Source organism: Phenylobacterium sp., assembly GCF_030645195.1.
Classification (GTDB): Bacteria; Pseudomonadota; Alphaproteobacteria; order Caulobacterales; family Caulobacteraceae; genus Phenylobacterium.
In genome coordinates this window covers 1-11,868 of the sequence record NZ_JAUSLW010000142.1, presented here as the reverse complement: position 1 = coordinate 11,868, position 11,868 = coordinate 1, and the positions used below count along the sequence as shown (strand labels likewise).

Annotated in this window: 8 protein-coding genes, 1 pseudogene and 1 riboswitch; of the genes and pseudogenes, 4 read left to right on the top strand and 5 right to left on the bottom strand. The window is 68.7% G+C overall.

Translation table 11 applies throughout. The features are described 5' to 3' along the window. Nucleotides 1-1,252 (bottom strand): cobyric acid synthase (locus tag Q7T09_RS11665; protein WP_304699846.1); only part of this gene is annotated, 1,252 nt, incomplete at its 3' end. A gap of 57 nt (nucleotides 1,253-1,309) precedes the next feature. Then, on the bottom strand, nucleotides 1,310-3,310 hold the full coding sequence (locus Q7T09_RS11660; protein WP_304699845.1) for a TonB-dependent siderophore receptor: 2,001 nt from the start codon (nucleotides 3,308-3,310) through the stop codon (nucleotides 1,310-1,312). A 152-nt stretch (nucleotides 3,311-3,462) separates the two neighbouring features. Continuing rightward, nucleotides 3,463-3,656, bottom strand: a riboswitch (cobalamin riboswitch). Between the two features lie 229 nt (nucleotides 3,657-3,885). On the opposite strand from Q7T09_RS11660, the gene Q7T09_RS11655 reads away from it, so the two are divergent. The 3 genes from Q7T09_RS11655 to Q7T09_RS11645 are packed head-to-tail and all read left to right on the top strand — an operon-like array spanning nucleotide 3,886 to nucleotide 8,488. Next, nucleotides 3,886-7,746: a hypothetical protein gene (locus Q7T09_RS11655; RefSeq protein ID WP_304699844.1), complete on the top strand. Its 3,861-nt coding sequence runs from the start codon at nucleotides 3,886-3,888 to the stop codon at nucleotides 7,744-7,746. Continuing rightward, nucleotides 7,746-8,099, top strand: a complete 354-nt coding sequence (locus Q7T09_RS11650; RefSeq protein WP_304699842.1) for a GFA family protein — start codon at nucleotides 7,746-7,748, stop codon at nucleotides 8,097-8,099. Before Q7T09_RS11655 ends, Q7T09_RS11650 begins: the two co-directional genes overlap by 1 nt. Nucleotides 8,100-8,125: 26 nt before the next feature. After that, complete coding sequence (locus Q7T09_RS11645) at nucleotides 8,126-8,488, top strand: MmcQ/YjbR family DNA-binding protein (protein ID WP_304699841.1); 363 nt, start codon at nucleotides 8,126-8,128, stop codon at nucleotides 8,486-8,488. Between the two features lie 132 nt (nucleotides 8,489-8,620). Here the strand turns inward: Q7T09_RS11645 and Q7T09_RS11640 are convergent, their stop codons facing one another. Beyond that, nucleotides 8,621-10,009, bottom strand: a complete 1,389-nt coding sequence (locus tag Q7T09_RS11640; RefSeq protein WP_304699840.1) for an AMP-binding protein — start codon at nucleotides 10,007-10,009, stop codon at nucleotides 8,621-8,623. Between the two features lie 233 nt (nucleotides 10,010-10,242). Between Q7T09_RS11640 and Q7T09_RS11635 the strand changes: the two genes are divergently transcribed. Further along, complete coding sequence (locus Q7T09_RS11635) at nucleotides 10,243-10,935, top strand: glycosyltransferase family protein (protein ID WP_304699838.1); 693 nt, start codon at nucleotides 10,243-10,245, stop codon at nucleotides 10,933-10,935. A 117-nt stretch (nucleotides 10,936-11,052) separates the two neighbouring features. Here Q7T09_RS11635 and pseH read toward each other — a convergent pair whose 3' ends face one another. Together pseH and Q7T09_RS11625 are read right to left on the bottom strand one after the other, a co-directional pair. Further along, nucleotides 11,053-11,616, bottom strand: a complete 564-nt coding sequence (gene pseH, locus Q7T09_RS11630) for a UDP-4-amino-4,6-dideoxy-N-acetyl-beta-L-altrosamine N-acetyltransferase (RefSeq protein WP_304699837.1) — start codon at nucleotides 11,614-11,616, stop codon at nucleotides 11,053-11,055. A gap of 32 nt (nucleotides 11,617-11,648) precedes the next feature. Continuing rightward, nucleotides 11,649-11,868, bottom strand: a pseudogene (locus Q7T09_RS11625) (2-oxoacid:ferredoxin oxidoreductase subunit beta); the annotation flags it as partial.

Sequence of the window (11,868 nt, the reverse complement as noted above, 5' to 3'; positions counted from 1 at the left end):
CGTCGGCGGAGACCGCCCCGCCCGGAACGCCGTCCTCCCCCACCAGGAACGGCCGGGCCAGGCCGGGGCCGGTGGTGCGCCCCAGGTGGATCTCGTAGCCCGCGAACCGCGCCCCGCCCGCCAGGCGCCCCGCCGCCGGACGCAGCACCTTGCCGCCTTCCAGCACGGTCTCGACGTCCAGCAGACCAAGTCCCCTCGCCCGCCCCGGCGGCCCTTCCAGGCCCGAGGGATCGGCCACGCTGGTCCCCAGCATCTGGAAGCCGCCGCAGATCCCCAGCACCCGGCCACCGCGGCGGACATGGGCGGCCAGGTCGATGTCCCAGCCCTGGGCGCGGAGGAAGGCCAGGTCGGCCAGGGTCGACTTGGTCCCAGGCAGGATCACCAGGTCAGCGTCGCCGGGCAGGGCGGTTCCGGGCGGGACGAACACCAGGTCTGCGCCAGGCTCGGCCCGCAGGGGGTCGAGGTCGTCGAAATTGGCGATGCGCGACAGCAGGGGCACGGCGATCCTGGTCCTCGCCCCGGCAGGAGGATCGAAGACCAGGGCGTCCTCGGCGGGCAGGGCCCGGGCCGCCGCCAGCCACGGCGCCATGCCGCAGTCGCGCCAGCCGGTGCGGGCGACGATCTCGGCGCGCCCGGCGTCGAACAGGGCCGGATCGCCGCGGAACTTGTTGATCAGGAAGCCCTTGATCATCGCCCGGTCGGCGGGGTCCAGCACCGCGTGCGCCCCCACCAGGGACGCGATGACGTGGCCGCGGTCGATGTCGCCCACCAGGACGACGGGCACATTGGCGGCGCGGGCAAAGCCCATGTTTGCGATGTCGCCGGCCAGCAGGTTGGTCTCGGCGGGGCTGCCGGCGCCCTCTGCCAGCACCAGGTCGTGGGCGGCCTCCAGGCGGTGGAAGCTGTCCAGCACGACCCCCAGCCACTGCCCCTTGCGGGCCTGGTAGGCGGCGGCCTCGAGGTTGCCGACACGCTCGCCACGCACCACCACCTGGGCGCCGGTGTCGCTGTGCGGCTTGAGCAGGACGGGGTTCATGTCGACGGTGGGGGCGACCCGGCAGGCCAGGGCCTGCAGGGCCTGGGCGCGGCCGATCTCGCCGCCGTCAGCGGTCACCGCGGCGTTGTTGGACATGTTCTGCGGCTTGAAGGGGGCGACCCGGAAACCCCGGTTGGCGAACAGGCGGCAGAGGCCGGCCACCAGCACCGACTTGCCGACGTCGGACCCGCAGCCCTGGATCATCAATGCCGGCAAGGGGGTCTCCGGGAGGCCACGGCGGGGACGTCGTCCCCGCCGAAAACCCTTATCCCATCAGAACTTGGCGCGCACGCCGAGGGTGGCGGTGCGGCCCAGCGAGCCGTAGTTCCGGGTGGTCTCGTAGTCGTCGTCGAAGACGTTCTCGACCCGGCCATAGACCTCGACGGCCTTGCTCACCGGGTACGACGCCCGCAGGTCCAGCAGGGTGTAGCTCCGCAGGGTGTAGGTGTTCGCCGCATTGTCGAAGCTTGAGCCGACATGGCGTATGTCGGCGCTCGTGGAGAGACCAGACCCCCATCGGTAGGTGGCCGCGAGGTTGGCCTGGTGCTCGGGGCGGCGGGCCAAGGCCTTGCCGCGATTGGGGTTTCCGGCGGCGTCGTTCTGGGTGTGGGTCCAGGTGTAGTTGGCGTCCACGGTGAGCGGGCCCAGGGTCGCGGCGGCGGCCAGCTCCACGCCGTGGGCCTGGGTGCGGGCGATGTTGTCGTAATAGCCGAAGCGGAACACCCCGCCGGGGTTGCAGGCGGCCGCCCCCGACCCGAAGGCGCAGGAGACGAAATCGATCTGGTTCTCCGTCCGCCGCGCGAACCCCGTGACGGACACGGTAGCCCCGCCAACCCGTTGCTCCACACCGAAATCGTAGCTGTCGGCGCTCTCGGCCTGGAGCCCCAGGTTCCCGTAGGTCGAATAGAGCTGATAGAGGGTCGGCGCCTTGAACCCCTGGCCGAAACTGGCGCGGACAAGGGTCGCCCCGTCGTTCAGCGACCAGGCGGCGGCGACCTGGCCGGTGGTGTGGTCGCCGAAGGTGTCGTGGCGGTCGCGCCTCAGGCCGACCGTGACCGACAGGTGACCGTCAAGGTCCCCCTGAACCTGGCCATAGAGGCTGTCGATCCCCGCCTTGGCCCGGGCCGCGGCCGGGTTGGGGGAAAACGCGCTGGGGGATCGGGTCCGCATCGAGGCCCGCTCGGCCTCGGCCCCGAAGGTGGCGGTCCAGGCGCGCGAGAGGGCCAAGGCCCCCTGGTACTCGTAGCGCCGGTTGGTCCCCGTCGAGTCGAAGGTAAGCGGTGTCACCGCCTGGGCGGGATCGAAGTTCTGGCTGGCCGAGCGCGTATAGCCCACCGCCAGCCGGTTCTTCAGCCGCCCGAAATCGAGGTTCAGGCCGCCATAGCCGACGGTCTCCTCGATCTCCGCGTACTGGGCGGTGTCGGCGAAGGCGTAGGCCGGGGCCGGGAAGCCGTCGAAATCGTTGCGGTTGCGGCTCCACACCCCGCGCAGGTCCAGGGACAGGGCCTCGCTGACGATCACCCGCGCCCGCCCGCTCAGCGCCTCCTGCCGATAGCCGTCCCGCTCGGTCCCCAACCGGTAGGCCGAGGCGCCGTCGGTCTCGTGCCGGCTGGCCGCCAGCCGCCAGACCAGGTGCTCGCCCCTGCCCCCGGCCGCCCCGCGCAGATAGCTGCTGGCCAGCGTGCCGGCCTCGACCTGCAGGCTGGCCTCCAGGGCCTGCGTCGGCTCGGCGGTGACGATATTGACCACCCCGCCGATCGCCTGGCTGCCCCACAGGGTCGACTGGGCGCCGCGCAGCACCTCGATGCGCGCCACGTCGCCGGTGAGCAGGTTGGCGAAGTTGTAGCCGCCCCCCGGCGCCGAGGGGTCGTTGATCTTCACCCCGTCCACCACCGCCACGGTCTGGTCGCCCTCCGCCCCGCGGATGCGGATGGTGGTGATCCCCCCCGGCCCGCCGTTGCGGGAATAGGCCACCCCGGGCGCGCGGCTGATCAGATCCGACACCAGCACCTGCTGGCGGGCCTCGATGGCCGCCTGGTTCAGCACCGTGACCGAGGCGCCGACCTTGCCCGGGTCCTGCGGCCCGCGGGCCGCCGTCACCATCAGCTCGCTCACCGGATTGGCCGCCTCCGCCCCCCCGGCGTCGGGGGCCGGCGGCGTCGCGGACGCAGGCGCCACAGGCGCGCGCGTCACGGACGCGGGAACCTCCGCGTGGGCGGGGTGGGCGCAGAGCACGGCCAGGGCCGCGCAGCTCGAATAGAGATAGGTCTTCATGGGTCTTGCCCCTTTTCCTGACGGCGAGCCGCGAGCGGCGCGCGGACGTCGGGACGCCGAAGGGGGGCGTCGAGGCGCACGATCGCCGGGCCGCGGCCCAACAAACGTCGCCTCTCGGGAAGACCCCGTTCGCTCGGCGCACCCCGGCCGGACGAAGGACGACTGCGTCAGGCAGGTCTCCTGGCTCACGGGTCAGCACCCCTTGCGCGCCGCCTTCCCAGGCCCCGAGGGACCCAGTGGCTGATGGCGCGCGGGCTCGCCGCTTACAGTTGCGGGGGCAGCCCAGGTTTTCCACCTGAGTTCCCTTTTCATCCCCTCGCGGGGAACCTGTCGCAGGGGGGGTTTAGGGCGAAGGCGGGGGTGGGGTCAATGTGGGGGTGGGGGGGGGCTGTGGGGGGGGTGCGCAGGCCGATCGGCGGGTCCGGAGACCCGGCGGCAAGGCTAGCCGCCCCGCCGACACAGCCCAAGGCAGGAACGTCCGGCTCGCACTCGTTGTCTGATATGCTCGAAGCCGATTCTAATCGCATCTAGACTGGCCGGGCGTCGGCCAGGCGGCCGTGAACGAGGCGGCAGGTATGCTGTCATCGACGATCATCCCCACTCCGGCCGGCGACAGGGATTTCGAAGAGAAGTGCGTCGTCCTCTTCGCCGGCCTGTTGAACGATCCAAATGTTAAGACGGTCGGGACGAAGGGGCAGGGGCAACAGGGCCTCGACCTGCTCGGCACCCGCGATCGCGATCCGGACCAGCCGATAGGCATCCAGTGTAAACTGAGAACGAAGGGCACCCGCCTCACCGAGACAGAGGTTCGCGAGGAAGTCGCCAAAGCTCTGACCGTCGAGCCGCCACTCACCGAGTACTACATCGTTACCACCGCATCGGATGACACCGCGCTGGGCAACCTGGCGATGTCCCTTCGCCAGGAACAGGCTCGTCTCGGTCGGAAGATCGATATTCAGGTCTGGGGTTGGGACTTTCTCCAGCAGAAAATCCGCGGCGACCTGAAGGCGTTGGCTGCTTTCGATCCCGGCCAAAGCCCCGCGCAGAACAAACTGCTTGAGGTCTCCACGACCACCTTGGCGGTCACAACCGAAGGCCATGCGGAAACCCAAGGGCTGCTGAAAGACGCTCATGTTCTCCTCCAGACCATCGTCGCCCGAACGGCGGACGCCGACCATGGGGATGCACTCGAGCAGCACCTAGACAAGCAGGTGGACAGCTATCGCAATCTGCTGAACGACGGCCGGCCGAAGACGGCTTTGGACATGCTTACCCGTCTGGAAACCGAACTGCCTACCCAAGCTTCGAACGCCATCCGTGCCCGGATAAAGGGCAACCGGGGTTGGGCGCACATCAAGCTTGGCGCTGACGATGTTGGTGGGCGGTTACTGTTGGAGGCTGCCGAACTCAATCCTTCAAATCCACGCCACATGGCCAATCGTATCCTTGGCCTCGCGCTGACCGGTGACGTCAAGGCTGCCTTCGAACTCGCTCGGGAGATTCTGCAGCGTGATCCAGCCGCCGAATTTGTCGCGGTCTACGCCTTCCACGTCGCCACCCTCGCCCCGCAGCTAGGCGACCCGCACGACATCATTCCGCCCGACCTTCTCGCCCTTCCCAACGTCCGCTTTCAGCGGGTCAACTATCTGCGCAGCCGCGACGACGAACGATGGCAGGCGCTCGCCGCCGAAGCCTTGGCGGGGGAGCCCGACGACGACAATGCCATTCGCATGGCAGGGGAAGCACTTCTGGACCGCGGACTCGCGGCCCGGAAGCTCACCCGCGCGCTTCCGACGGACGATGATGCAGACCTCAAGAAGGCCGCCGAACTCCTCGGCGAGGCATGGGCTCGGACAAGCGACTATGACAACCGCGGGCAGCCGCAGATCACGTCGATCGGCGTCAACCTGACGACCGCCTACCGCGCGCTCGGCGACATGGAGGCCGCACAAAAGACGGCTCAAGAACTGCTCGCACTCGCGCCGAACGACACGGACGTCATCGCCTCCGCCGCCTTCGTCGCCATTGACCGGGAGGAGGTGCCAGCTGCACTCCGTTTCACTGAGTCCTTGCCGGAGTCCCCGACCAAGACGGTCCAGACCATGATCCTCCTCCAGCGTGATGAGGACCCGAATGTCGTCCTCGGCGCCGCGACGGCCGAACGACGCGCCGCATTGGACGCAGAAGATCAGGCGACGTTTGATATCATCGTCTGCCGCGCGGAGTGTGCACTCCCGGGCGCCGATGTCGCGACTTTGGTGACTCGCCTGCTGGCCGATCACCCTCAGTCCGTCGGCGGGCACGCCTTCGCCGCCGACACGTTTCGACAACCCGACATCGAGAGCGCGAAGGCAATTCTCTCTAAGGGACTTAGCCTGCTCGACGAAACGACGACCTTCGCAGAGCGGTGGATGCTGGCCAATGTCGCCCGAGAGATGGGCCAGTTCGATGGCGTCGTCCTCTGCCTGGACGGCTTCGTCCCTCTCGACGAGCCCTCGCCGCCCTTGCTCAACTTGGCGCTGGCGTTCGCCAACAGCGGACCGCGGCCTCGGACGCACCCGTTTTTCGAGAACCTAGCGCCGAAAGTGGTGGCCGACCCGCAGTTCGCGCGCCTTGCGGGTGCCGCCGAAGCGGCTCGGGGTGACCTCAAGTCCGCGGAACGCCACCTTCGGCAGGCGCTGAACGGTGCTCCCAATGACCTGCGTTCGCACCTCCAGCTGATCAGCGTGCTTCACCGCTGCGACAGGGCTGCCGACGCGGAAGCGCATTGCCGTGAGATCGACGAGTCCATCCAGAATGGCGACCCAATGGATCGGATGCGTCTGGCCCATAACCTCGGTCATGCCGGAGAGGCACTGCGCGCCCTTAAGCTAGGGTACCAAACGGTTAGGGAAAACGCCGACAACGCCCAAGTCTTGGCGGCCTACCCAGCTTTGATCTTTGGCGGACAACACCTGCCGGATGAAGTCAAGCAGACCGGCCCCGCCAAGGAAGACATCTGGTTCAAGCTGGTAGAAGGCGAAGAGACCCTCGAAGGCGTGATCGAACGGAACGGGTCCGTTGGTCAGGGGAGCTACCCCCTCGATCATGCGCTTTCGCTCGCACTCACGGGCAAGGTCGTCGGCGACGAGGTCGTATTGTCGCGCCGCATTGGCCCCGACCGCGTCTACCGGGTCGCAGAACTGAAGCCGAAGTACATCTGGCTCCTGCACCACGTCATGGAGACTTATGGCACGCGTTTTCCGACGTCGCATGCCCTCCTGTCGCTGCGGATGGAAGAAGGCAATGTTCAACCGATCCTCGACACCGTCAAGCAGCTGTCGGAAGGCGAACGGCGGATCGCTCAGGTCTATGGCGAACAACCCTTCCCGCTGGCCGCAATGGCGGCGATCGGCCGACGGTCAGTGATCGAGCTGGCCGACTATCTTGCCCAAGTCGGCGGCCAAATCAAAACGAGTATCGGCAACGAGGGGGAACGGAATCGGGCCTTTGCGCAGCTCCGGGCCGCCAAGGGAAAGGGCGCGGTCCTCGACACCCTGACCCTCTGGACAGCGGACCGGCTTGGGGTGTTGCCAGCGCTGAAGGCCTACTTCGGACGTCTGGTGATCGCGCGTTCAACGGTCGACACGCTCTTGCAGCTGCGCGAGGACCGACGCGCGCACCTTGGCCAGGAGTACATGTCGATCGGCTATCGCGGCGACCAGGCGGTGCGTGACGTCCGGTCCCCTGAGGACACTGCCCGGATCGTCGATCTGTTCGGCACGCTCATCAAGTACGTCAACGAGACCTGCGAAATCCTGCCCGTCGACGGCGCGGACGACATGCGCCTCGACGATGGCGATCCGGACGACCGCTTCAGCCTTGGCGAAAGCTTCGATCCCATCTACCTCGCCCGATCGTGCGATCTGTTTTTGCTGTCGGACGACCTGCACCTGCGGCAGCACGCCAGTCATTACGGCGCGCGCCGGGGGGCATGGTTGCAGGTGGTTGTGCGGCACCTGAAAGATCGCGGCCAGATCGACAAAACCGATTACCTACTCGCGCTCGGCTATCTCGCGGCGATGCGACATGGCCATCTCTGGCTCGACGCGAACACCCTCATCGCTATTCGCCAAATGGATGACCCGCGACGAGAGGGAATTTTCACCGCGGTGATCGAATACATCGGCGGTCGCAACGCCGACATTGGGGCCCATGCCGGTGTTGTATTTGAACTCTTGCGAGCCGCGGTGGCGGGAAAGCTCAGGACCACTGGCCCGGATGCGGCTTGCAGCGCCTTGCTAACCAGGCTCATCACCGAGCGCGACGACTGGCGCGATGCCTTGCGAGCCCTTCGAGCGTGGGGTCAGATGAGGGGAGACCAAGCCTCGATTTTGGCCTCGCACTATGTCGACGGGTGGATTTGCGGCCACTTTCTCGACGTCGAGGCCACCTAATGCCCACCCTCGCCACCTGCCACTGCGGCGCCGTCCGCCTCACCTGCGATCCCGCGCCGGTCGAGGTGACCGAGTGCAACTGCTCCATCTGCCGGCGCTATGGGGTGCTGTGGGCCTATTATGAGCCGGCTCAGGTGCGGATCGAGGGCGGGCCGACCGACGTCTATATGTGGGATGACCGGTCGATCGGGTTCCACCGCTGCGCGGCCTGCGGCTGCGTCACCCACTGGAGCGCGGTGGACCCGGGGCGGAACCGGATGGGGGTCAATGCGCGGCTGATGGACCCCGAGGTCGTGGCCGCCGCAAGGGTGCGGCATCTGGATGGGGCGGTGAGCGAGCGGTACATCGACTGAGCGCCGGGAGTCGACTGGAGAGTGTCATGCTGAGCCCTGATCCCGAGGTTGTGCTGGCCCGGTTGCGGGGGGTGGCGCTGGCGCTGGCCGAGACCGACGAGGTGGTGTCGCACGGCGTTCCGGCCTTCCGCGTGGCCGGCAAGATGTTCGCCTATTTCCGCCATGACCACCACGGGGACGGGATGACGGTGGTCTGCGTGAAGACGTCGGGGCGCGACGAGCAGGAGATGCTGATCGAGGCGGAGCCTGCGCTATTCAGTCGGCCGGCCTATCTGTGGCCGTCGGGGTGGGTGGGGATGAGCCTGGCGCGGCCCGACTGGGAGCATGTGGCGGGGCGGGTGGCGGCGAGCTGGCGGCTGGCGGCGCCGAAGAGGTTGGTGCGGGATTAGGGTCCCTCCCCTGCCCGTCATCCCGGACGGCCGATAGGCCGATCCGGGACCCAGGGGCCCAGCGCGCCGCCCCTGGGTCCCGGCTCTCCGCTGCGCTGCGGCCGGGATGACGTGGTTATTGGGAGGAAAGCCTCAGGCCGTGAACGCATCCGCGTAGGTCTGGCGCAGGAGGTTCTTCTGGACCTTGCCCATGGCGTTGCGGGGGAGGTCGTCGACGAAGAAGATGCGTTTGGGGGTCTTGAACGCCGCGAGGGACCGCCGCGCCGCCGCGATCATCGCCGCCTCGTCGCCCTGGCCGATCACCACGGCGGCGACGGCCTCGCCGAAGTCGGGGTGGGGCAGGCCGATGACGGCGCTCTCGGTGACGCCGGGGAGCTCGTCGAGGATCAGCTCGATCTCCTTGGGATAGACGTTGTAGCCGCCGGAGATGATCAGGTCCTTGGCCCGGCCGGAGATCCAGACCCGGCCGTCCTCGTCCTGGCGGCCGACGTCGCCGGTGCGGAAGAAGCCGTCGGGGGTGAAGTCCTCGGCGGTCTTGTCGGGCATGCGCCAGTAGCCGGAGAAGACGCTGGGGCCCTTGATCTCGATGACGCCGACCTCGGCGCCGCCTTCGATGCGCAGCGCCACGCCCGGCAGGGGGTAGCCGACGCTGCCGGCCAGGCGCTCGCCCGCCAGCGGGTTGGAGGTGATGATCACCGCCTCGCTCATGCCGTAGCGCTCCAGGATGCGCTGACCGGTGCGGGCCTCGAACTCGGCGAAGGTGGACTCCAGCAGGGGCGCGGAGCCGCAGATGAACAGGCGCATGTGGGCGGCGCTCTCCCGCGTGAAGGCGGGATTGGTCAGCAGGCGGACATAGAAGGTGGGCACCCCCATCATCACCGTGGATTTCGCCAGGCCCGCCAGGACGGCCGCGTCCTCGAACTTCGCCAGCCAGACCATGGGGGCGCTCGACAGGAAGGCGCAGTGCAGGGCCACGAACAGGCCGTGGACGTGGAAGATCGGCAGGGCGTGCAGCAGGACGTCCTCGCCCGTGAAGCCCCAGGCCTGATGCAGGGCCGTCGCGTTGGCGTGGAGGGCGCCGTGGGTGAGCATGGCGCCCTTGGAGCGGCCGGTGGTGCCGCTGGTGTAGATGATCGAGGCCAGGTCGGCGTCGTCGCGGGGGACGCTGGCGGGCAGCGGGGCGTGCGTGGCCGCCTCGGCGGCGAAGGCTGTGGCGTCCTGGACGAAGAGGCGCGGCTCGGCGTCGGCGAGGAAATAGTCCACCTCGCTGGCGGTATAGGCGGTGTTGAGCGGCAGATAGACCGCGCCGGCCTTGAGCGTCGCCAGGTAGAGCATGACGGCCTGCGGCGACTTCTCCGTCTGGGCCGCCACCCGGTCGCCGGGGACCACGCCTTTTGAGATGAGCAGGGCTGCAAGACGGCTCGCGCCCTCGGCGAGCTCGCCGTAGGTGATCTGGGCGCCGTCCGGGAGCAGGAAGCAGGGGCGATCGGAGGGGGCGATGAGGCGGTCGTACAGGTTCATGGGGTCAGCCTACCGCGACGCGGGCCACGCCGGTATGGGCGCACGTCGAATTGTCGTGACCCTTCTCCCCTTGCGGGAGAAGGTGGACCTGCGGAGCAGGGTCGGATGAGGGGTCGCACCGACCTGTCCGAAGGCCTTGCGGCCCGCGCGTCGAGGGGCCCCCTCATCCGACCGCTCTCCGAGCGGCCACCTTCTCCCGCAAGGGGAGAAGGGCGACTGGGAGCGTGGAGCGAATGATCATGGGCGTGATGCAGGCGCGGATGAGTTCCTCGCGGCTGCCGGGCAAGGTGCTGGCCGATGTGGCGGGTGTCCCCATGCTGGGGCGGCAGGTGGAGCGGCTGCGGCGGTCGCGGCGGCTGGACGAGCTGGTCCTGGCCACCAGCGACCAGGCTAGCGACGACGCCCTGGCCGACTATGCCGCCGGCCTCGACCTCACCGTGGTGCGGGGCCCGCTGGACGACGTGCTGGGGCGGTTCGTCCTGGCCCTGGACGCCTATCCGGAGGCCGCCAGCGTGGTGCGGATGACCGCCGACTGTCCGCTCACGGACTGGCGGGTGCTGGACGAGCTGATCGACCTCTACCGGGCGACCGGCGCCGACTACGCCAACAACACCGCGACCCGCACCTTTCCCCACGGCCTGGACGTCGAGGTGATGAAGGCGAGCGTCCTGCGGCTCGCGGCCCGCGAGGCGACCAGCGCCTATGACCGCGAGCATGTGACGCCCTTCATCTACAACAGCGAGGGCCGCTTCCGGACGCAGGTCCTGACGCGGGACCCGTCCCTGGCCCACCTGCGCTGGACGGTGGACCTCCCCGCCGACCTGGACTTCGTGCGCCACGTCTATGGGGCGCTCCATGCCGGCGACCCGGATTTCGGGACGGCGGAGATCGCCGCGTTGGACTGGAACAGTTCGACGGCGGGATAGCACCCTCCCCACGTCATCCCGGCCGCAGCGCAGCGGAGAGCCGGGACCCAGGGGCGGTGCGCTGGGCCCCTGGGTCCCGGATCGGCCTAGCGGCCGTCCGGGATGACGGTGTGGTGGTCAGCCGATCGCGAACCCCCGCTCCCGCAGGCGCGCGACGCTGGCCTCGCGGACGCGGGCCCAGTCGGCGGCCAGCAGGGCGAGACCGACAACGTCGTGCGGCTGGCCGCCCTTCCAGACGTGGTCGCGGTAGAGGGCCTCGCGCTGGAAGCCGAAGGATTCGTGCATCCTCCAGACCGCCTCGTTGTCGGCCAGCACCTCGCAGCAGAGCTTGTTGAGGCCGAGTGTCCCGAACACGTGGTCGAGGACGAAGACCTCCACCCAGGCGCCGATCCCCTTGCCGCGCACGGACGGGCTGGCGAGGTAATAGGCCCAGGAGGCCTTGCGGTTCGTCGTCGAGATATCGACGAGGTTGGCGAGGCCCACGGGTTCGCCGTCCAGCTCGATGATCCAGTATTTGCGGGTCGGGTCGCCGGCGATCCCGGCGAACCAGCGCTCGTGCTCCTCACGGGTGATGACGTGGTCGGAATACATCCAGCGCGCCACCTCCGGCAGGTTGCGCCAGGTCAGCAGCCGCTCGCTGTCCTCGGGCCCGGGGGGCCGCATCTTCACGTCGACGGTCATGGCGGCAGGATCGCGCCTTCGCCTCCGGGCCGCTAGCGCAAACTGGCGTTCAGGCGGTCCAGCACCTTCGACCCCGGGATCAGCTCGGCGTCGGAGAGCGCGTTCAGCGGAGTGGCCACCGTCTCCAGGCCCTCGTGCAGGTCGGTGGCCCTGGGGTCGACATAGAGCAGGCCGGTGACGATCTCCCCCTGGGCCTGGCGGGCGGCCAGATAGGCCATGGCGGCGATGCGGTCGGTGGGGTCGTAGTGGTCG